This window comes from Mycobacterium asiaticum (assembly GCF_001673315.1).
Lineage (GTDB): Bacteria > Actinomycetota > Actinomycetes > Mycobacteriales > Mycobacteriaceae > Mycobacterium > Mycobacterium asiaticum_B.
Genome location: NZ_LZLQ01000092.1, coordinates 17,349 through 41,194 on the forward strand (window position 1 = coordinate 17,349; position 23,846 = coordinate 41,194).

3 protein-coding genes are annotated in these 23,846 nt (G+C 75.8%); all 3 read left to right on the plus strand.

From position 1 onward, the window contains the following. Nucleotides 1-24 precede the first annotated feature (24 nt). The 3 genes from A5636_RS14310 to A5636_RS26180 all read left to right on the plus strand — a co-directional run bounded on the left by A5636_RS14310 (nt 25) and on the right by A5636_RS26180 (nt 23,835). Nucleotides 25-3,297 carry a LuxR family transcriptional regulator gene (locus A5636_RS14310; RefSeq protein ID WP_065159315.1) on the plus strand — a complete coding sequence of 1,091 codons (3,273 nt, stop codon included), beginning with the start codon at nt 25-27 and terminating at the stop codon, nt 3,295-3,297. A 137-nt stretch (nt 3,298-3,434) separates the two neighbouring features. After that, the gene (locus A5636_RS26575) at nt 3,435-5,705 is read left to right on the plus strand and encodes a PE family protein (RefSeq protein WP_065159303.1); all 2,271 of its coding nucleotides are present in this window, start codon (nt 3,435-3,437) and stop codon (nt 5,703-5,705) included. A 274-nt stretch (nt 5,706-5,979) separates the two neighbouring features. Continuing rightward, nucleotides 5,980-23,835, plus strand: coding sequence for a PE family protein (locus A5636_RS26180; protein WP_155763819.1), 17,856 nt, complete (start codon nt 5,980-5,982; stop codon nt 23,833-23,835). Nucleotides 23,836-23,846: the final 11 nt, after the last annotated feature.

A 23,846-nucleotide genomic window follows, 5' to 3' on the forward strand; every position in this document is an offset into this window, starting at 1 on the left:
GTGTGAGACAGGTGTGACATGTGCGTGAGCGAGTTTGTACCGACGAGAACGGTGACCCTGTTACTCGCCGACGCCGAACGCTCGCCGCAACCGTGGGAGACCCTGCCGGAAACAGGTGCCGCCACGGTTGACCGGCTGGACGCCGCCATCTCCGACATCATCACGGCCCACGGGGGCGTGGCGCCGGTGCAACCAGATCTCGCGGAGGTGGTTTGTCCAGACCGTGGCCCCCACACGTTTCTGGCGATATTCGCCCGAGCTATTGATGCGTTGGCGTGCGCGATTGATTTGCAGCAGGCGCCGCTGGCGCCGACCCAGTTACGTGTCGCGGTGCATACCGGCGAGGTGCAGCTGATCGATTCGGGAGACTGCGCGGGTCCGGCCGTCCACCGGGCGGCGCGGCTGCGTGAGCTGGCGCACGGCGGTCAGGTGGTCGTGTCCGGCACTACGCACGATCTGGTCGTCGACCACCTCCCGGACGATGTGTGGCTGGCCGATCTGGGGACTCACCAGTTGCGCGACCTGCCCCGTCCGGAACGGGTGGCGCAGTTGTGCCATCCGGATCTTCGAGTCGAGTTCCCGCCGCTGATTTGTCCCAATAATGTTGCACCGCATGGCGTTCCAGTACAGCTGACGCGTTTTGTTGGGCGCGCTGCACAGATCGACGACGTGCGCAGAATTCTCGGCGACCACCGGCTGGTCACCCTGGCCGGCGCCGGTGGGGTGGGAAAGACGCGGTTGGCGGCCGAGGTCGCACGGGGGGCAACGGCGGAGTTCGGCGGCGGGGTGTGGTTTGTGGATCTGGCACCGGTGAGCGAACCCGGGCTGGTACCGGTGGCCGCGCTGCGTGCGTTCGGACTGCCGGACCAACCGGGCCGATCCGCAGTCGACACCCTGGCACGTTTCGTCGGCGGCCGGTCCACGCTGGTGGTCCTGGACGATTGCGAGCACCTGGCCGACGCGTGCGCGGATCTGGCGCGTGAGCTGTTGGGCGCATGCGACCACCTGACGATCCTGGCTACCGGCCGCGCGCCGATCGGCGTTCCCGGCGAGCTGGTTTGGCGCGTGCCTTCGTTGTCCCTCACCGACGAAGCGATCGAGCTTTTCATCGACCGTGCCCGCCTGTCTCGGCCCGACTTCACCATCACTGCTGCCGACACCGGCGCGGTGCGCGATATCTGTGCCCGGCTGGATGGTTTGCCACTGGGCATCGAGCTTGCGGCGGCCGCAGTGCGGGTGATGTCGCTCCGCGAGATCCTGGACGGATTGCGGCACCGTTTCCGGCTGCTGACCGGCAGTGCGCCGGCCTCGAGCAGGCATACGTTGGGGGCGTCGGTGGATTGGTCCCACGCCATGCTTACCGAACCCGAGCGGATTCTGTTCCGCAGGCTGGCCGTGTTCAGTGGCGGCTTCGATCATCCGGCTGCGCGGGCCGTCAGCGCAGACGAGGAATTGCGTGCGCACCACGTGTTCGATGAACTCACGATGCTCGTAGACAAATCCCTTGTGCTGGTTGAAGCCTCAGGCGATCGCACCCGGTTCCGCATGTTGGAAACAGTGCGGCATTATGCGTTGGAAAAGTTGTCTGAGTCCGGCGAGATCGGCGCACTGCGAGCGCGTCATCGAGACCACTACGCGCAGATGGCTGCGCAGTTGGATAGCCCGGCCGACGGCGAGCATCAGCGCCGTATCGAGCAGGTCGAGTCCGAGATCGACAACCTGCGTACGGCTTTCGCGTGGTGCCGGGACAACGACGAAATCGGGCCGGCCCTGGAACTCACCTCGTCGCTGCAGCCGTTGTGGCTCACGCGGGGCCGGATACAGGAGGGGCTCGCCTGGTTCGACGCGGTGCTCACCGACCGCAGTGCCTTGGCGCGGGTCGCACCGGTGGTGCGCGGACGAGCGCTTGCCGACAGGGCCGCTCTGGATGCGTCGCGCAGCATCCACGACAACCTGGATCAGGCGCTGCAGGCGGTGGCCATCGCCCGGCAGATGAAGGACCCGGCGCTGCTGGCCCGCGCACTCACCGCCTGCGGGGCGATCAATTCCTCCAGCGCTGAGGCGGCCCGTCCATTCCTGGCAGAGGCGATCGGTATTGCTCGTGAACTCGGAGACCGCTGGCGTCTGACCCAGATCCTGACGTGGCAGGCATATGGAGCGTTCTACGCGGGAGATCCGATCGCCGGGTATGCGGCGTCCCGGGAAGGAAACGAACTCGCCGAACAGATCGGCGATCAGTTCCACGCGCGCTCCTGCCGGTGGACACTCGGCTTGGCGCAGATGATGAAAGGTGAACTGGCCGAGGCTGTTAGCCAGTTCCGGGCGGTAACAGCGGATGCCGACGCGGCGCACGACGTGTTGTTCAGGTGGGGCAGCCGGCTCGCCTTGTGCAATGCGCTCGCGTTCCAGGGTGACACCGACGGGGCCAGAGCTGCGGGTAACGAGTCACTGGCGGCTGCCGGCGATCTCTGGCCGCACAACGAGGGTTTCAGCTATGCGGTGTTGGCCACCGCGGCGGTGGCAGCCGGCGACGTTTCTGCAGCGGCGGAAGCGAGCGAGGCCGCCCAGCAGCGTCTGAGCGTGCAAGGCGAGCTGGCCGGCGCCAATATCAACCCCATGGCCGAAGTGGCCCTAGCGCGTGGGGATCTGATCACGGCTGGTCGCTGGGCCGATCAAGAGGTGGCGGCGTCGGTGGGCTGGCATCTGGCCCGGGCGTTGACCACGCGCGCCCGCATTTTCATCGCGAAGTGCGATCCTGAGCAAGCCGAGCGGGACGCGCACAAGGCGCTCGCGTGCGCTGCGGAATGCGCGGCGCACCTGGCCGTGCCCGACATCCTCGAGTGCCTGGGCCGGCTGGCCGCCGACGGTCTGAGCCACCGCGACGCGGCACGACTCTTGGGCGCGGCCAACGAGATTCGGCGCCGGCTCGGATCGGTCCGGTTCAACATCTTCGAAGGCGACCACCAGGCCACCCTGGCGACCCTGCGCGAAGCCCTTGGCCACAGCGGATTTGACGAAGCCTGGGCCGAGGGGTCGGGCCTCTCGCTGGACGAGGCGATCGCTTACGCGCGCCGTGGCCGCGGCGAGCGTAAGCGGCCAGCCAGCGGCTGGGCATCGCTCACCCCCACCGAGCGCGACGTGGTGCGACTGGTCGCTGAAGGACTGGCCAACAACGAGATCGCCGCGCGACTGTTCGTTTCCCGGCGGACCGTGCAGACCCATCTGACGCACGTCTACGCGAAACTGGGCATCAGCTCGCGTGTGCAGCTTGCCCACGAAGCGGTATCGCACGCCTGAGCCGTACGTCACCGCGGCAGGGCGAATCTACGACCCGCACCTGGCGCCATCTACGTCTTCTGACTGACGTTTTCGGGTGTACCGCTGTGCAGTCTGGACAAGTTCCCATGACTTCGACTGCGACCAGGAGTACCGCGATGTCGTTTGTTCACGTTGCCCCCGACCTGCTGGCAGCAGCGGCCACGGACGTGCAAAGCATCGGCACGGCGTTGAGCGCTGCCCACGCTGCGGCGGCCGCCCCCACCCTCGGCGTGCTGGCCGCCGGCGCGGACGAGGTTTCGGCGGCACTGGCGTCGCTGTTCTCCGGGCACGCGCAGGTGTATCAAGCGCTCAGCGCCGAGGCCGAGCTGTTCCATCAGCAGTTCGTGCAAACCCTCAACGCCGGCGCCTCGATGTACGCGACCGCCGAAGCCGCCAACGCGGCCCCGATACAGAGCTTGCTGGACGCGATCAACGCGCCCATTCAGGCTGCCACCGGCCGCCCACTGATTGGTAACGGCAGCAACGGTGCTGCGGGGACCGGCCAGAACGGGACAGCCGGCGGGTGGTTGATCGGCAACGGGGGCGCCGGAGGATCGGGCACCAACGGCGGCACCGCGGGCGGTGCGGGCGGCGCCGGTGCCAACGCGGGCTTGTTCGGCAACGCCGGGTCCGGTGGTGCCGGTGGTGACGCGGCCGGCTTCGGTGCGGCCGGCGCCGGCGGCGACGGTGGCAATGCGGTTTTGGGCATCGCCGGGTCCGGCGGAGCCGGTGGCAACGCCGCAGGCACCGGGGTTGGCGGTGGCGGCGGTATCGGTGGCAATGCCTACCTGGCGGGTCTCGGTGGCGACGGCGGTGCGGGAGGCAACAGCGTCGGCAGCGACGCCGGCGCCGGTGGAGCGGGCGGAGCAGCCTGGCTGCTTGGCTGGGGTGGTGACGGCGCCGCGGGCGGCAGCAGCCTGGCCGGATTCGGCGGCGCCGGCGGAGCGGGCGCCAGCGGCGGACTTCTCCTCGGCGGCGGCGGGCACGGCGGGAACGGCGGCGCCAATCTTGGTGGCACCGGAGCCGGCGGCGCGGGTGGCGCGGGCGGCCAGGCCTGGTTGCTCGGCTCGGGTGGTTCGGGCGGATCCGGGGGTGGCGGCTCGACCGGTGTCGGTGGGGCCGGTGGGGCTGGTGCCGGTGGCGGAATCCTGTTGGGCAATGGCGGTTCCGGCGGAAACGGCGGCAGCACCAACCTGCTGAACGGCGCACCCGGCAACGGCGGCACGGCCGGCAACGCCGGACTGATCGGGCGCGGCGGCCACGGTGGCGGCGGCGGCAACAGCACCAATGCCGCCGGCGGTGTCGGCGGCAACGGAGCCACCGGCGGCAACGGCGGCTTCCTGTTGGGCAGCGGTGGCGACGGCGGAACCGCCGGAATCAGCGCCGCCGGCAGTGACGGCATCGGCGGTGGTGGCGGTAACGCGATGCTGTTCGGCAACGGCGGTGACGGCGGAAACGGTGTGATCGGCGGCAGCGCGGGGCGGGCCGGTCTGCTGATCGGGCACGGCGGCGACGGCGGGACCGGACGCAACGGCGCCAACGGCGGTCTGCTGTTCGGCAATGGCGGTGCCGGTGGCGATGGCAGCGTCGAGTTGGGCGGCAGCGGCGCCAGTGGCGGTAGGGCCTGGCTGTTCGGCAACGGCAGCCATGGCGGCGCCGGCAGCCCCGGGGTAGCTGGAATCGCCGACGGAAACGGCTTCAACGGGGGTGACGGTGGCAGCGCCGGGTTCGTGTTCGGCTTCGGCGGCGATGGCGGGGCGGGCGGCACCGGTATCACCGGGACCCTGCTAAGTCCGGCCGGTATCGGTGGCACCGGCGGCAGCGGTGGCAGTGCCTGGTTGCTCGGTACCGGCGGGTTCGGCGGTGCCGGCGGCCACGGCGGACAGGCCGGGACCGCCATGTCGGGCGGAGCCGGCGGCCAAGGCGGCCAGGCCGGTGGGAGCGGCTTCTTCGCCGGGAATGCCGCCGGGGGCGGCAACGGTGGTGACGGCGGGACAGGCGGGCTCCTCGCTACCGGTGGTGCCGGCGGGAATGGGGGCAACGGAGCTTCCACCGTCCTGCTCGGGAACGGCGGATTCGGCGGCCACGGCGGCGCGGGCGGTGCCGGCACCAACGCGAACGGGGCAGGCGCTGCGGGCGGACATGGTGGCGCCAACGGCAACGCCGGCCTGATCTACGGCAACGGTGGGGGCGGCGGATCCGGCGGTGCCGGCGGTGCCAACGCGGCGAATGTCGGCGGCCCCGGCGGGGGTGGCAGCAACGGAGGCAGCGCCACCCTCATCGGCATCGGTGGCGCCGGTGGGGCGGGTGGCGCCGGTGGCCCGGGCATTTCGACCGGCACTCCCGGCTCCGGCGGCAGCGCAGGCCGGGACGGGATCTTCCGGTAAACACCCGCTGCCAGTTCCGGCATCGATCCGGTACCGATAGTTACGTGGATCACATCTAACGATCCTGCTGAGACGCTCTCTATCGGCATTCACCTGCCAATTGTGGTCGTGACCAGCATTGCGGAACTTTTTGAATGGTTATCTATTTATTTAACGAAATCTAGTTTGTTCTGCGCCGATTCAAGTTATCTTCGTATCGGCTTTGCCAATCAACATGACCGGGGGACACCAACACGGCCTCTTGGGTCGTGTCCGAGTAATGGACGGGTTCCCCATGTCGTACTTGATCGCAGCACCAGACGTGCTGGTAGCAGCGGCGTCAGACCTAGCAGGTATCGGGTCGACCCTCGAGTCGGCCAACGCAGCCGCCGCCGCCCGCACCACGAGCCTGCTGGCTGCCGCTCAAGACGAGGTGTCCGCCGCGATCGCGGCGCTGTTCGGTACCCACGGCCAGGCCTATCAGGCCGTCAGCTCGCAAGCCGCCGCGTTCCACACCCAGTTTCTGCAATCCCTGACGGCAGGGGCCGGCCAATACGCCGTCGCCGAGGCGTCGAACCTGACCTCCCTGGAAGGCTTCGGCGAAGCCATCTTCGGTGCCATCAACGCGCCCAGCTACGCCTTGCTCGGACGTCCACTGATCGGTAACGGCGCGGACGGCGCGACGCCCGGCGCCGCGGGCGGGGCGGGCGGCTTGCTGCTGGGCAACGGAGGGGCCGGGGCATCCGGTGCCACCGGCCAAGCCGGCGGTGCCGGGGGTAACGCCGGCTTGATCGGTCACGGCGGCGTCGGCGGTGCCGGCGGCGCCTCGACGACCGGCAACGGCGGGGTCGGCGGGGCCGGCGGCAGCGGCGGCTGGTTATACGGCAGCGGTGGCGCCGGCGGTATCGGTGGTGCCAATCTGAACGGCTTCGGATACGGCGGCGCCGGCGGAGCCGGAGGTCGCGCTTGGCTTCTCGGCGCCGGCGGAATCGGTGGTGCCGGCGGCTCCGGTGCCAACGGCGGACTCGGGGCAGCCGGCGGTAGCGGCGGATGGCTATACGGCGACGGCGGCGCGGGCGGTGCCGGCGGGGCCAACACCAGCCCCTCTGGAGTCGGCGGGACCGGCGGCAACGGCGGCAACGCCTGGCTACTGAGCGCCGGTGGAGCCGGTGGCGCAGGCGGCACCGGCCCGTCGGTCGGCGGCCAGGGCGGATTCGGCGGGCACGGCGGTCACGGCGGCCTGCTCGCCGGCGCCGGCGGAGCCGGCGGCACCGGCGGCGTGGCGGGGATCGGGGGTACCGGTGGTGCCGGCGGCGACGCCGGGTGGCTTTCCGGTGCGACGGGCGGCGCCGGCGGAACCGGCGGATTCGGCAGCACCGGCTCCGGCGGACTCGGCGGCGCGGGTGGCACCGGCGGCCTGTACGGCGCAGGCGGCGCGGGCGGCACCGGCGGTACCGGCGCCGGCCACGGCGGTACCGGCGGTTTGGGCGGCAACGCCGGCTTCCTGCTGGGCACCGGAGGCACCGGGGGCAGCGGCGGCAGCAGCGGCGCCGGCTTCAACGGCGGTACCGGCGGGGGCGGCGGCAACGCCGGTTGGCTGTACGGCAACGGCGGGGTCGGCGGCAACGGCGGCAACGGCGGGGCGGGCAGCACCGGCGTCAACGGCGGCCACGGCGGCAACGGCGGTGCCGGCGGTCGAGGCGGTCTGTTGTTCAGCGACGGCGGCAACGGGGGCAACGGCGGCCTCGGCGGCCGGGGTGGAACCGGCGCCCATGGTCTCGACGGCGCCGACGGCGCCTACCCCAGCGGCAACGGCGGCGACGGCGGCGATGGCGGCACCGGGGCGACCGGCGGCAACGGCGGTAACGGTGGCGCGGCCGGCCGCGGCGGCTTGTTGTTCGGCGAAAACGGCATCATCGGCCGCGGCGGAGCCGGCGGCGACGGCGGCACCGGCGGGCTTGCCGGCAACGGCGGCAACGGCGCTGCGGGCAACGCGAGCAGCCCGCACGGTGGCAACGGCGGCAACGGCGGCAACTTCAACGGCGTCGGCGGCAGCGGCGGTACCGGCGGGTCCGGATCGGTCATCGGTGCCCACGGCAAGACCGGCGCCACCATCACCGGCGCGGGTGGCAACGGCGGCAACGGCGGCGCGGGCTATGACGCCTCCCTGGGCAACATTGCCGGCGCAAGCGGTGGCGATGGCGGTCGCGGCGGCAACGGCGGTAATTACGGCAATGGCGGTTCCGGCGGCGTCGGTGGTAACGGGGCGGCCGGCAGCGCCGGCAGCCACGGCGGCGGCTACGGGGACAGCGGTGGCAACGGCACCGCCGGTGGCCGCGGCGGTGCCGGTGGGGCGGGCGGCAACGGCGGCTCGATCAGCGGCAACGCCGGGGGCGGTGGGGCCGGCGGTATCGGCGGTGCCGGTGGTGCCGGCGGTAACGGTGTCGATGGCAGGTCGGGTGCGGACTTCGGTGCCGGCCAGTCCGGCACTGCCGGTGGCAGCGGTGGTGACGGCGGGTCCGGCGGCGCGGGCGGAGCGGGCGGCAAGGCCGGCGCGGTGCTGGGCAAGGGTGCCGCCGCGGCCAGTGGCACCGGCGGCGCCGGTGGCGACGGCGGGGCGGCGGGCACCCCGGGTGACGGTGGGCGCGGCGCCGACGGCGACGTCAAGCACCTCGACGGTGGCAGCGGCGGCGCCGGCGGTAACGCCGGGGTAGCCGGGTCCGGCGGCAAGGGCGGAGCCAACGGCAGCGGCAACGGCTCAGCTGCAGACGGTGCCGCAGGCGCCGGCGTCAACGGTGGTGCCGGTGGTGCGGGCGGCGACGGCGCCCTGGGTCACGACGGCAACAACGGCACCGGTGCCGCAGTGAACGGAACCGATGGTGCGGTCGGCGGCAAGGGCGGTGCCGGCGGCGCCGGCGGCGCGGCCGGTGGCGCAGGCACCCACGGCGGTACCGGCGGCGGCGGCGGCCAGGGCGGCGACGGCGGCCATGGCGGCAGCGGTCTCGACGGCGGCAACGGAGCGGCCACCAGCGGTGTCGGAGGCTCGGGTAAGGCCGGGGGCAACGCCGGTTCCGGCGGCAGCGGCGGCGACGGCGGCGCGGGTGGTGCCGCGGGGTCGGCGGGCACTCACGGCGGCATGACCGGCACAGCCGGAGATGGCGGCGCGGCCGGTAAGGGTGGCGACGCCGGCGTGGCCGGTGCCGGTGGGACCGGCGCGGCCGGGGCGCATGGCAGCGCAAACGCCAACAACGGCGCGGGTTACGCCGGTGGCAATGGTGGTGCCGGCGGGCAGGGCGGTGACGGTGGTGCCGGCGGCAAGGGCGGCGCTGCGGGTAGTGGCGGCGGCGGCAACGTTGGCGCCAACGGCGCCGGTGGTGCCGCGAGCGACGGCGGCGCGGGCGGGGCGGCCGGTGCCGGTGGCGCCGGGGTCAGCGGGGCCGGTGGGGTGGCCGGGATCAACTCCGGCGCCGGCGTCGCCGGGGGCGACGGCGGCGCCGGCGGCCAAGGCGGCGCCGGCGGCGCGGGCGGCACCGGTGGTAAAGCCCTCTCCGGGGCGACCGCGGGCAGTGACGGCAAGGGTGGTGTCGGTGGCCGGGGCGGCAGTGCCGGCACCGCCGGCGACGGTGGTCGCGGCGCGGACGGCACCAGCAGCTGGGTCGACGGCGGAGCCGGCGGGCGCGGCGGAAACGCCGGCGCAGTAGGTGTAGGCGGCGCGGGCGGCTCCGACGGCGGCAGCGGCGGCGGCAGTGCGACAAAGGGAGCCGACGGTGCCGGCGCGAACGGCGGCGACGGCGGCGACGGCGGTCACGGCACCTCCGGTAGGGACGGCGACGACGGCATCAACCCGGGTAACAGCGGCACCGACGGCAACGCCGGCGGCCACGGCGGTGACGGCGGCGCCGGCGGCGCGGCCAGCGGCACCGGCACGCACGGCGGCGACGGCGGGACCGGCGGCAAGGGTGGCGCGGGCGGCGCGGGCGGCAGCGGCGTCGACGGCGGCAATGGCGTGGCGACCGACGGCATCGGTGGCGCGGGCCAGGCCGGCGGCAACGCCGGCAGTGGTGGTGACGGCGGAGCCGGCGGCAAGGGTGGTGCCGCCGGTAGTGGTGACATCGCCGGGCAGGCCGGGGACGGCGGCGCGGCCGGCGCCGGCGGTGCGGCCGGAACAGCGGGTAAGGGCGGCATCGGTGCGCACGGCCACGACGGCGCACCCAACGGCGGCAACGGATACGCCGGTGGCGACGGTGGCGCCGGCGGTACGGGCGGCGACGGCGGTAAGGGCGGCGCCGGTGGCGCCGCCGGCGGTCTCGGTGCCGCCGCGGGAACTGACGGTGACGGCGGGGCGGCCAGCAGTGGCGGTGTCGGCGGCGCGGCGGGTGCAGGTGGCGCGGGCGGTAACGGCGCCGCAGGTACAGCGGGTGTGAACAACGGCGCCGGCACGGCCGGTGGCAGTGGCGGGGCGGGCGGCAAGGGCGGCGCCGGTGGCGCCGGCGGTACCGGCGGCCAGGCTGGCGGCGCGACGGCCGGCGCGGGCAACGACGCTCTCGGCGGGGCCGGTGGTAGGGGTGGCAACGCCGGCACTGCCGGCGACGGTGGTCGCGGCGCCGACGGCACCGGCACCTTCCACGATGGCGGGCGAGGTGGCGCCGGTGGTAACGCAGGCGCGATCGGCGCCGGCGGCGACGGCGGGGCCAATGGCGGCACCCAGGGCGGCGCGGCCGCCGACGGGTCGCGCGGGACCGGCGCGGACGGTGGCCGCGGCGGCGACGGCGGAAACGGCGCGGCCGGCACGGCCGGTAAGAACGGAGTCAACTCCGGCGACAACGGCACCGATGGCACGGCCGGTGGCCGGGGCGGCGCCGGTGGCGCCGGCGGGCAAGGCAACGGCGTGGGCTTCCACGGCGGCGACGGTGGCGCGGGCGGCAAGGGTGGCGGCGGCGGTGCCGGCGGCACCGGTATCAACGGCGAAAACGGCACCGCTACCAACGGTGCCGGTCTGGCCGGCCAGGCCGGTGGCAACGCCGGCAGCGGCGGTGCCGGCGGTGGCGGCGGCCAGGGTGGTGCCGCCGGAGTGGGCGCCGACGGCGCCGCAGCGGGCAACGCCGGCAACGGTGGCGCCGCCGGAGACGGCGGGGCCGCGGGCGCCGCAGGTAAGGGCGGCATCGGCGCCAGCGGCCACGACGGGATCGCCGGCACCAACAACGGCGCGGGTTACGCCGGCGGTGACGGCGGCGCGGGCGGCAAGGGCGGCAACGGCGGCGCGGGCGGCACCGGTGGCGCCGCTGGCGGAGCGGGCGCGACCGCTGGCGCCGACGGTAATGGCGGTAACGCCAGCAACGGTGGCCTCGGTGGGGCGGCGGGCTCCGGCGGCACCGGGATCACCGGCGCCAACGGGATCGCCGGAATCAACAACGGTGCTGGTCAAGCCGGTGGCAATGGTGGTGCCGGCGGCACCGGCGGTGCCGGGGGCGCCGGAGGCACCGGTGGTAGCGGTGGCGGCACCTCTGGGGTCAAGGGCGCCGACGGCAATGGAGCGATGGGCGGCAAGGGCGGTAACGCCGGTGCGGCCGGGGCAGGCGGCCGTGGCGCCGACGGAACCAGCAGCTTCCTGGACGGCGGGAGCGGCGGCCAGGGTGGCGACGCGGGCAGTATCGGCAAGGGTGGCGCCGGGGGCGGCTCGGCGCTCAGCGGCGCCGACGGCACGGGCGCCAACGGTGGCAGCGGTGGTGCCGGTGGACATGGCGCGGCCGGCGCGGCCGGTGGCAGTGGGATCAATTCCGGCGATAGCGGCACGAACGGCCACGACGGTGGCAAGGGCGGCGCCGGTGGCGCCGGTGGTCAGGGCAACGGTGTGGGCTTCCACGGCGGCGACGGTGGCGCCGGCGGCAGGGGCAGCGCCGGGGGTACCGGTGGCAGTGGCATCAACGGCGCCGACGGCGTCGCCACCACCGGTGCCGGTCTGGCAGGTCAGGCCGGCGGTGCCGCCGGCGACGGTGGTGCCGGCGGTGACGGCGGCGCCGGTGGCGCGGCCGGCACGGCCACCGGAGGCGCCACCACGGGCACCGCGGGCAGCGGCGGCGCCGCCGGTGACGGCGGGGCCGCGGGTACGGCCGGTAAGGGCGGCATCGGCGCCAACGGCCACGACGGTGTCTCGGGCGTCAACAACGGCGCGGGATACACCGGTGGCGAAGGCGGGGCAGGCGGCAAGGGCGGCAACGGCGGGGCCGGTGGCACCGGCGGCGCGGCCGGCGCCGGTACGGGCGGCGTCAAGGGTGCCGACGGCAACGGCGGGAACGCCAGCAGCGGCGGCGCCGGTGGCGCGGCCGGATCCGGCGGAGCCGGCATCACCGGAGCGAACGGAACCACCGATCTCGACAAGTACGGCACGGGCATCGGCGGCGGCCAGGCCGGCGGTGACGGCGGGGCCGGTGGTAGCGGTGGCGCCGGCGGTGTCGGCGGTCAGGGCGGTGTCGGCGGCGGCACCACCGGAGTCAAGGGACTCGACGCCAACGGCGGCGTGGGCGGTAAGGGTGGCAACTCCGGAATCGCCGGCAGCGGTGGCGACGGGGCGGCCGGCACGGTCAACAACACCACCGGTGGCGCCGGCGGGGCCGGCGGCAACGCGGGAGCAGTGGGCAAGGGCGGCGCCGGGGGCGGCTCGGCACTCAGCGGCGCCGACGGCACCGGCGCCAACGGCGGAAGCGGTGGCGCCGGCGGTAACGGCGCGGCCGGCACGGCCGGCGGCAACGGCGTCAATGCGGGCAACCCGCACGGCGCGGACGGCACCGCGGGTGGCACGGGCGGTGCCGGTGGCGCCGGAGGTAAGGGCGTTGGCGCCGGCTTCAAGGGCGGCACCGGCGGTCTGGGCGGTAACGGTGGCGCAGGTGGCGTCGGTGGCAGCGGCATAGACGGCAGCACGGGCGCACCCACCACCGGTATCGGTGGCGCGGGCACCGCAGGCGGTAACGCGGGCAGCGGTGGCGCCGGCGGCAATGGCGGTGCCGGAGGCGCCGCGGGCGCGGCCAACGCCGGCGCCAGCGCGGGCACCGCCGGCAACGGCGGCAACGCCGGCAAGGGCGGCAATGCGGGCACCGCCGGAAACGGCGGCACCGGCGCGGCGGGCGCCAATGGCGTCTCGGGCATCAACAACGGCTCGGGCTACGCCGGCGGCAACGGTGGGGCCGGCGGTAACGGTGGTAACGGCGGTAACGGCGGCACCGGCGGCGCTGCCGGTGCGAGCAACGGCGGGACCGCGGGCAACGCAGGGGCCAACGGCAACGGCGGCAACGCCAGCAACGGCGGCCTGGGCGGCGCTGCCGGATCCGGCGGGGCCGGTATCACGGGCACCAACGGCACCGCGGGCGTCAACAACGGTGCGGGCCAGGCTGGTGGCGACGGCGGCAACGGCGGCACCGGTGGCGCGGGCGGCACCGGCGGCAAGGGCGGCACCGCCGGAGCCGGCGCGACCGCGGGTTCCAACGGCGCTGGTGGCGTGGGCGGTAAGGGCGGCAACTCCGGTGTCGCCGGTGACGGTGGCCGGGGCGCGGACGGCACCACGAACTTCATCGACGGCGGCAAGGGCGGCGCCGGCGGTAACGCGGGCATCCTCGGCAAGGGCGGCGCCGGCGGTAGCAACGGCGGTAGCGGCAGCGCGGCCGCCGGCGCCGACGGCACCGGCGCCAACGGTGGAAACGGCGGCGCCGGCGGTAACGGCGCGGCCGGCACGGCCGGTGGCAACGGCGTCAACGCCGGCGACAGCGGCACCGACGGTTCGGCCGGCGGCAAGGGCGGCGCCGGCGGTTCCGGCGGCACCGGTAACGGCGCCACCTTCAAGGGCGGCAACGGCGGTGCCGGGGGCACGGGTGGCGCCGGCGGGGCCGGCGGTTCCGGCGTCAACGGCGGCAACGGCGCAGCCACCACCGGTGTCGGCGGCACCGGTCAGGCCGGCGGCAACGCCGGCAACGGCGGCCTCGGTGGTGACGGCGGGGCCGGTGGCGCCGCGGGCGCGGGTACCGGCGGTGCCAACGCCGGAAACGCCGGCAGCGGTGGAAACGCCGGCAAGGGCGGTTCGGCCGGGACGGCCGGGGCGGGCGGCACCGGTGCGAACGGCGCCAACGGCGTCTCAGGCACGAACAACGGTGCGGGTTATTCCGGCGGTGAGGGCGGCGTCGGCGGCAAGGGCGGTAATGGCGGTGCCGGTGGCACCGGTGGTGCCGCGGGCGCCGGCGCGGGTGGCGTCAAGGGCGTCGACGGCAACGGCGGCAACGCCAGCAACGGCGGCGCCGGCGGTGCGGCCGGGTCCGGTGGCACCGGTATCACAGGCGCCAATGGCGTCAGCGACCAAAACACGTACGGCACCGGCATCGGTGGCGGCCAGGCGGGTGGCGACGGCGGTGCCGGCGGCACCGGCGGCGTCGGCGGCGCGGGCGGCAAGGGCGGCGCCGGCGGCGGCACCACCGGAAGCGCCGGGAGCAACGGCACCGGTGGCACCGGTGGCAAGGGCGGCAATGCCGGTCTGGCCGGCAACGGTGGCAATGGCGCCGCGGGTACGGCAAGCAACATCACGGGCGGCGCGGGTGGGGCCGGCGGTAACGCGGGCGGCCTGGGCACCGGCGGAACCGGCGGCGCGAACGGCAACGGCGTCGGCACCGGCACCGCAGGCGCCAACGGCAACGGCGCCAACGGCGCCAACGGCGGCACCGGCGGCAACGGTGCGGCCGGCACCGTCGGCGCAAACGGCGTCAACGCAGCCAACCCCAATGGTGCGGACGGCACCGCCGGGGGTTCGGGTGGCGCGGGCGGCGCCGGCGGTAAGGGCACCGGCGCCGGATTCAAGGGCGGCACCGGCGGTCTGGGTGGCAACGGTGGCGTCGGCGGGGCCGGCGGCAGCGGTGTCGACGGCAGCAACGGCGCGGCCACCAGCGGTGTCGGTGGTGCGGGCGTCGCGGGCGGTAATGCCGGCAGCGGCGGCAACGGCGGTAGCGGCGGCGCTGGTGGCGCCGCGGGTGCGGCCAACGCCGGCGCCGGCGCGGGCACCGCGGGCAATGGCGGCACCGGTGGCAACGGTGGCGCCGCGGGCACCGCGGGCAAGGGCGGCATCGGCGCGGCAGGCGCCAACGGCACCTCGGGTGTCAACAACGGCGCCGGGTACACCGGCGGTAACGGCGGCGCCGGCGGCAAGGGCGGCAACGGCGGCAACGGCGGTACCGGTGGCGCTGCCGGCGCCAGCAATGGCGGCACCATCGGCAGCGCGGGCGCCAACGGCAACGGTGGCAACGCCAGCAGCGGTGGTGCCGGTGGGGCCGCCGGAAACGGCGGCACCGGTATCACCGGCGCCAACGGCGTCAGCGACCAGAACAACTACAACACCGGCGTCGGCGGCGGCCAGGGCGGCGGTGACGGCGGTGCCGGCGGCACCGGTGGGGCCGGCGGCGCCGGCGGCAAGGGCGGGTCCGGTACTAACGCGGGCACCAACGGCGCGGGCGGAGCGGGAGGCAAGGGCGGCAACTCCGGCCTGGCCGGCAACGGCGGTCACGGCGCGGCCGGAACGACCACTAACACCACCGGCGGCGCCGGTGGGGCCGGCGGCAACGCCGGAGCGGTCGGCGGCGGCGGCGCGGGCGGCGCGAACGGCAGCGGCAGCGGCTCCGGGACGGCCGGCGCGGCCGGCACCGGCGCCAACGGCGGCAGCGGCGGCAACGGCGGCAACGGCGCCGCCGGCACGGCAGGCAACAACGGAGTCAACGGCGGCAACGCGAACGGCACCGACGGCACTGCCGGTGGTACCGGAGGGGCCGGCGGCGCGGGCGGTAAGGGCGCCGGCACCGCCACCTTCAAGGGCGGCGCCGGTGGCAACGGCGGCGCCGGTGGCCTCGGCGGCAACGGCGGCAGTGGCATCGACGGCAGCAACGGCGCGGCCACCAGCGGTGTCGGTGGCGCGGGCACCGCAGGCGGCAACGCAGGCAACGGCGGGGCCGGCGGCAACGGCGGCGCCGGCGGCGCCGCGGGCGCGTCGAACGGCAGCGCCGGAGCGGGCACCGCGGGCAAGGGCGGCAACGCCGGTGCGGGCGGCAACGCCGGCACCGCGGGCAACGGCGGCATCGGCGCGGCCGGTGCGAACGGCACCACGGGTGTGAACAACGGTTCGGGCTATGCCGGTGGCGAAGGCGGCGCCGGCGGTAAGGGCGGCAACGGTGGTGCGGGTGGCACCGGCGGTGCGGCCGGGGCCGGGACCGGCGGCAGCGCTGGCGCCAACGCCAACGGCGGCAACGCCAGCAACGGCGGTGTCGGTGGTGCGGCCGGCAACGGTGGCACCGGTATCACCGGCGCCAACGGCGTCAGCGACCAGAACACCTACAACAACGGCGTCGGCGGCGGCCAGGCCGGTGGCAACGGCGGCAACGGTGGCACCGGTGGAGCCGGCGGCGCCGGCGGCAAGGGCGGGGCGGCCGGCGGATCAGGCGCCAGCGCGGGCACCAACGGAACCGGCGGCGTCGGCGGCAAGGGCGGCAACGCCGGCACACCCGGCGCCGGCGGTCACGGCGCAGCCGGCACCAGCACCAACATCGACGGTGGCGCCGGCGGCAACGGTGGTAACGCCGGCGCTGTCGGCAAGGGCGGCGCCGGCGGCGCCAACGGTGGCGTTGGCACAGCGGCCAAAGGCGCGGACGGTGCCGGGATCACCGGCATCGTCGGCAGCGGCGGATACGGCGGCAACGGATTCAGCCCGCAGGTCGCCGGCGGCGTCGGCGGGCACGGCGGCGCCGGTGGTGACGGCGGCAACTACGGCAGTGGTGGCAACGGCGGCAACGGCGGCAACGGGGTGGCCGGTGTGGACGGCACCACCGGCAAAGCCGGCACTGGCACCGACCTCAATGGCGGCAACGGCCAGACCGGCGGGTCCGGTGGCGACGGCGGCCGCGGCGGCAAGGCCGGGGTGAACGCCGGTAACGGCGGCAGCGGCGGTGCCGGTGGCAGCGGTGGTGACGGTGGCGACGGCGGCGCCGGGGCACAAGGTGCCAACGGCGAGGCCGGGAAGAACACCTACGGCAACGGTGTCGGCGCCGGCCAGAACGGCGGCAGCGGCGGCAGCGGCGCCAAGGGCGGCAACGGCGGCAACGGCGGCGTCGGCGGGTCGGCCACGAAGGGCATCGCGGGCAAGTCGGGTCTCGGTGGGGCCGCCGGTAACGGTGGCGACGCAGGCATCGGCGGCAGTGGCGGCGACGGTGCGGACGGCATCTCGACGAGTCCCAACGGCGGGGCCGGCGGCAACGGCGGTAACGCCGGCGGTGTGGGCGCCGGCGGCGAGGGTGGCAGCAACGGCAACGGTGTCGGCTTCGGCAAGTACGGCACTGACGGGGCGCTGCCGACGACGCCCAGCGGCAACGGCGGCAGCGGCGGTGACGGATTCACCTCGACGGCGGCCGGCGCCAACGGTGGCGACGGCGGGGCCGGCGGCAAGGGCGGCAACTACGGCAGCGGTGGCGCCGGCGGTGACGGCGGCAACGGTGTGCGCGGCGATGTCGGCAAGGACGGTGTCAGCGACGGCGAGAACGGCGGCACCGGCGGCGCCGGCGGGTACGGCGGCAAGGGTGGTGCGGGCGGCAACGCCGGCGCGAACCTGGGCGACGGCGGCGCCGGCGGTTCCGGTGGCACCGGCGGTGACGGCGGCGCCGGCGGTACCGGCCAGGACGGACGCAACGGCGTCATCGGCGTCAACAACGGTGCCGGGCAGAACGGCGGCAACGGCGGCAACGGCGGGGTGGGCGGCAACGGCGGTGCCGGTGGTACCGGTGGCACCGCCGGGCTGTACGGCACCGAAGGCACCGTCGGTACGGGCGGTAACGCAGGAAACGGTGGGGCTGCGGGAGCGTCCGGCAGCGGCGGCCACGGGGCGGACGGCACCTCGGTGGCCAACCCCGACGGGGGCGCGGGCGGCAACGGCGGCAACGCCGGTTCCGGCGGCAAGGGTGGCACCGGCGGCCTGGACGGCGCCAAGGACCCCAGCGGCCTGGACGGTCAAACGGGCGCCAGCTTCACCGGCAAGTCCGGCAACGGCGGTAACGGCGGCACGGGTTACAGCCAGTCGCCCAACGCCACCGACGCCAATGGCAATGGCCTGGCCGGCGGTGCCGGTGGGGCCGGCGGCACCGGCGGCACGAACGGTAACGGTGGCAACGGCGGCGCCGGCGGTCACGGCTCCAACGGTGCGACCGGCACCAACAACGGCAACACCGGCGCCTCGGGCAGCAACGGCGGCAACGGCGGGGCCGGTGGCAAGGGTGGTGCCGGCGGCGCCGGTGGCACCGTCATCGGTGACGGCGGCAACGGCGGGATCGGCGGCAACGCCGGCAGCGGTGGCAACGGCGGCAACGGCACCAACGGCCACGACGGCGTGGCCAACCAGAACCTCTACAACAACGGCGTCGGCGGCGGTCAGGACGGCGGCAAGGGCGGCAATGGCGGAGCGGGCGCCAACGGTGGCGCCGGTGGCGCCGGCGGCACGGCGAGCAACGGCACCGCGGGCAGCGGCGCCAAGGGCGGCAACGCCGGCAACGGCGGCAACGGCGGCACCCAGGGCAACGGCGGCAACGGCGCCGCCGGCACGCTGGAAAACCCCGACGGCGGCAAGGGCGGAAAGGGCGGCAACCCGGGCGTCGGGTCCGGCGGTGGCACCGGTGGCAGCGGCGGAGCCAACGGCAGCGGCACCGGTTCGGCCGCCAATGGCAGCAACGGCAGCCACGGAACCACACCCACGGGCGTCGGCGGCAACGGCGGCGCCGGTGGCGACGGCTACAACGCCACCACGCCTGGGGCCAACGGCGGTAAGGGCGGCGCGGGTGGTGACGGCGGCCTGTACGGCGACGGCGGTGCCGGCGGTAAGGGCGGTGCGGGCGCAGTCGGCGCGAACGGCGGCAGCGGGACCGCATCCGACCCCAACGGGGCTAACGGCCAGGCCGGCGGTAACGGCGGTGCCGGCGGCGACGGCGGTAAGAGCGGCACCCTGAACGGGCACGGCGGCGCCGGCGGCAACGCCGGCAACGGCGCGGCCGGGGGCAACGGCGGAAACGGCTCGATCAACAACGACCCGACCATCAACAACGGCCAGGGCGGCAGCGGCGGCAACGGCGGCACCGGCGGCCAGGGCGCGGCCGGTGGCAAGGGTGGCGACGGCTACCTCGGCGGCGGCAAGGGCGGCAACGGCAGCAACCCCGGCGCCGGCGGCAGCGCGGGTACCGGCGCCAGCGGCGTCAACGGCAACGGTGCGAACGGAACGGCCGGCACCACACCCACCACGCCGACCGGCAACGGCGGCAACGGTGGCAACGCCTTCGGCATCCCCGGCGCCGGCCAAACCGGTTACGCCGGCGGTGACGGTGGCAATGCCGGCGCCTACGGAAACGGCGGTAACGGCGGCAACGGTTTCACCGGCGGGACTGGCGTCACCGGCAGCACCGGAGGCCCGGGCCAGGACGGCGGCGTCGGCGGGACCGGCGGCAACGGCGGCGCGGCCGGCAAGGGCGGCAACGGCGGCACCGTGGCCGGCAACAGCGGTAACGGCGGCAAGGGCGGCAAGGGCGGCGACGGTGGCACCGGCGGTGTCGGCGGCAAGGGCGGCACCGGTGACTTCAGTGTCAACGGCGGCAAGGGCGGTAACGCCGGCAACGGCGGCACGGGCGGCCAGGGGGCCAACGGCGGCAACGCCGGGACCGTCACCAATGGCACCGTCGGCACCGGCGGGGGCGCCGGCAACGGTGGCAACGGCGGGGTGAGCGGCGTCGGTGGCACCGGCGCGGCCGGCACCGCTGCCAACCCCAACGGCGGCACCGGCGGAAACGGCGCCAACCCCGGCAGCGGCGGCAACGGCGGTACTGGCGGCACCGGCTCCAGCGCCGGCGCCAACGGCACCGCCGGCACCAGCCCCACCACCATCGCCGGCAACGGCGGTACCGGTGGTGCTGGTTGGAATTCCACTGACCCGGCCAAGGCCGGCGGGGACGGCGGCGTCGGCGGCAACGCCGGCAAGTACGGCACCGGCGGCACCGGCGGCAAGGGCGGCAACGGCGCTGTCGGCACCAGCGGATCCATGGGTGGTCCTGGCGCCGACGGCACTGGCGGCGGCAACGGCAGCTCAGCGGGCAAGGGCGGCCAAGGTGGTCTCGGTGGCACCTCCGGCGGCAACGGCGGGGACGGCGGCGCGGCGGGCAACGGCGGCGACGGCGGTACCGGCGGCAACGGCGGCAACGGCATTGCCGGTGGCAACGGCGGCAAGGGCGGTGGCGGCGGCAACGGCGGCAACGGCGGTACCGGTGGCAACGGCGGCAAGGCGATCGCGGCCGGCTATCAGGACGGCAACGGCGGTGCCGGCGGCAACGGCGGCAACGACGGCGTCGGCGGCAACGGTGGCAACGGTGGCAACGGCACCGCCGCCAACCCCAACGGCGGCAAGGGCGGCGACGGCGGCAGCCTGGGCGCCGGCGGCGCCAAGGGGCTGGGCGGCAGCGGCAATGTCGCGGGCGCCAACGGCAAGGACGGTGGCGTGCCCACCGGTGTAACCGGCGGCAACGGTGGCAACGGCGGCACCGGCTTCAGCTACAACCCGGCCACCGACCCCGGCAAGTCCGGCGGTCACGGCGGCGCCGGCGGCAACGCCGGACCGATCGGCAACGGCGGTAACGGTGGGGCCGGCGGCAACGGCACGGCCGGCACCAACGGCGTCAACGGGACCAAGGCCGGCGACTCGGGCACCAATGGCATCGCCGGCGGGTCCGGCGGCAACGGTGGTGCCGGCGGCGCCAGCGGTTCGATCTCCGGCAACGCCGGCAGCGGCGGGAACGCCGGAAACGGCGCCAATGGCGGCAAGGGCGGTAACGGCGTCAGCGGCAGGGCCGGTCTCCCCGGGATCAACAACGGCGCCGGGCAGGCCGGCGGCAGCGGTGGCGACGGCGGCAACGGCGGCAACGGCGGCAACGGCGGCGCAGCGGGCGCTCTGAACAACGGCACCGGCACCGCAGGCACCACCGGCACCGCCGGCAACGCCGGCAACGGGGGCCGGGCCGGCACTCCCGGCAACGGCGGCACCGGCGCGGCCGGCACCGTCGGTAACCCCAACGGCGGCAACGGCGGCAACGGCGGCAACGCCGGCAAGGCCGGCCTGGGCGGAACCGCCGGCACCGGCAGCGGCACACCGACCAGCGGCACCAACGGTGCCTCGGTCACCGGTCCGGCCGGCAATGGTGGCCAGGGTGGCGCCGGCTACAACCCGCTGACCAAGGGCGCCAGCGGCGGCAACGGTGGTAACGGCGGCGACGGCGGCAACATCGGCAACGGCGGCAACGGTGGCGCGGGCGGCAACGGCGTGAACAACCTGCCCGGCGCCAACGGAACCAATGCGGGCGACTCCGGCGTCGACGGCCGCGCCGGCGGCTCCGGCGGTAACGGCGGGGCCGGCGGCAAGGGCGGCTCGACTTCCGGCAACGGTGGTCAGGGTGGCGCCGGCGGCAAGGGTGCCGACGGCAGTGCCGGCGGCAACGGTGTGACCGGCGGCAACGGGGTCACCGACGTCGACCAGTACGGCACTGGGGTCGGCTCCGGCCAGAACGGTGGCAACGGCGGCGTCGGCGGCAACGGCGGCAACGGCGGTAACGGCGGCGTGGGCGGCAAGGCGCAGGGCGTCGGCAGCGACGGCGTCGACGGTGTGGCCGGCGATGGTGGCAACGGCGGCAAGGCCGGCACCCCAGGCGACGGCGGCAACGGGGTCAACGGCACCGTCACCAACCCGAACGGCGGCAACGGCGGCAGCGGCGGCAACGAGACCGCCGGCAAGGGCGGCACCGGCGGCACCTCCAACACCCAACCCGGTACGGCAGGCAAGGACGGCGCGATCGTGGGCAGCGCGGTCGGCAACGGCGGCACCGGCGGCAACGGTTACAACCAGACCGCCGCGACCCCGGGCGCTGCCGGTGGTAACGGCGGCAACGGTGGCAACGCCGGCAGTCACGGCAACGGCGGCAACGCCGGCAGCGGTGGCAACGGTTCGGCCGGGACCGCGGGCAACGCCGGGTCCGGCGCGGGAGCCAGCGGCACCGACGGCATGGCCGGCGGCGCGGGCGGCAATGGCGGCACCGGCGGCAACGGCGGGTCGGTCAGCGGCAACGCCGGCAATGGCGGCAACGGCGGCGTCGGGGGCACCGGCGGCGACGGCGGTGCCGGCGTGAACGGCGCGGGTGGGGTGGCCGGGACTAACAGCGGTGCCGGCCAGAACGGCGGCAACGGTGGCACCGGCGGTGCCGGTGGCAACGGCGGCAACGCCGGGCTGGGCGGCAAGGCCCTCGGCGTCGGAACCAACGGCACCGACGGCAACGGCGGTAATGCCGGCAACGGCGGCAAGGCCGGCACCCCAGGTGACGGTGGGGTCGGCGCCAACGGCAACGCCACCAACCCGAACGGCGGCAAGGGCGGCTACGGCGGCACCGCGATCATCGGCAAGGGCGGCACCGGCGGCACCAACAGCGGCGGCACCGGCTCCAGCGGCAACAACGGTGCCGACGGCGCCGGGTTCGCCACCGCGGTGGGCAACGGCGGCAACGGCGGGACCGGCTTCAACTCCACCACCGTCGGAGTCAACGGCGGGGACGGCGGGGCCGGCGGTAACGGCGGCACCTACGGCAACGGCGGTGACGGCGGTAAGGGCGGCAACGGCATCGCCGGCACTGTCGGGGGCACCACCCCGGGCACGCCCGGCAGCACCGGCGGCAACGGCCTGGCCGGCAGCAACGGCGGGGCCGGCGGCAACGGCGGTAACGGCGGCTCGATCTCAGGCAATGCCGGCAGCGGCGGGGCCGGTGGTACCGCGGGCAACGGCGGGAACGGCGGCAACGGTGCTATCGGCGGCAATGGTGTCGCCAACAGCAACACCTACGGCACCGGCATCGGTGGCGCCCAGCAGGGCGGCAACGGCGGCAACGGCGGCAACGGCGGCCAGGGCGGCAACGGCGGCACCGCCGGCTCGGTGCTCGGCACCGGCAACGCCGGCACCAACGGCGCCGGTGGCAGCGGCGGCAAGGGCGGTAACGCCGGAACCCCCGGCAACGGTGGCACCGGCGCGAACGCCACCAACGGCACCAACCCCAACGGCGGTGCGGGCGGTAACGGCGGCAACCCCGGAACGGTCGGCATCGGTGGCGCTGCGGGTACCGGTGGCACCGGAACCGCAGGGGCCAACGGCACCGCGGTCACCGGTCCGGTCGGCAACGGCGGCGCTGGCGGCAACGGCTTCAACGCCGTGACTCCGGGTGCGAACGGTGGCGACGGCGGCGCCGGCGGCAACGGTGGCGCGCTCGGCAACGGCGGTAAGGGCGGCAACGCCGGCAACGGCGCCGCAGGTACCGCTGGGACCACCGGCGGCATCGGGCAGGCCGGCGGTGCCGGCGGCAACGGTGGCGCCGGCGGCCTGGGTGGCGCTACCTCCGGTAACGGCGGCGCGGGCGGCAACGGCGGCCAGGGCGCAACGGGCGGTGCCGGCGGCACCGGTGCTGCTGGCGACATCAACGTCAATGCGGGTCAAGGCGGCACCGGCGGCGACGGCGGCGCAGGCGGCGCGGGTGGTAAGGCCGGAGCGGGCGGCAACGCTCAGGGCATCGGTACGGGCGGTGCCGGCGGCACCGGCGGCACCGGTGGTAACGGCGGAGCGCCCGGTACCGGCGGCAACGGCGCCAGCGGCACCGAGGCCTTCCCGAACGGCGGCAACGGCGGCGACAGCGGCACCGGCGGTGTCGGCGGCGTCGGCGGCGCGGGTGGCAATGGCGGCGGTGCTGTGTCCGGCAAGGGCGGCAACGCCGGCAGCGGCGGCGCCGGCGGTAGCGGCGGCAGCGCACTCGTCGGCCAGACCGGCGGGTGGGGCGGCAACGCCGGTACGGGAACCGACGGCAACGGCGGCAACGGCGGCAAGGGCCCCAGCGGTGGCGACGGCGGCGCCGGCGGCGCGGCGGGCACACCCGGGGTCGGCGCCGGTGGTTCCGGCACCACCGGCAGCACCGGCGTGGGCGGTGGCGGCGGCAGCGCCGGCAACGGCGGTCCGGCGGGCGTCGGCGCAGGTAGCGGCCAGCCTGGCACCCAGGGCGACCCGGGCAGCCCCGGCACGGCCGGCTAGACGGGCGGGCC

Excerpts from the sequence above, each read along its gene's own strand:
- A5636_RS26575 (WP_065159303.1), top strand. The coding sequence starts at position 3,435 with ATGTCGTTTGTTCACGTTGCCCCCGACCTGCTGGCAGCAGCGGCCACG.
- A5636_RS26180 (WP_155763819.1), top strand. The coding sequence starts at position 5,980 with ATGTCGTACTTGATCGCAGCACCAGACGTGCTGGTAGCAGCGGCGTCA.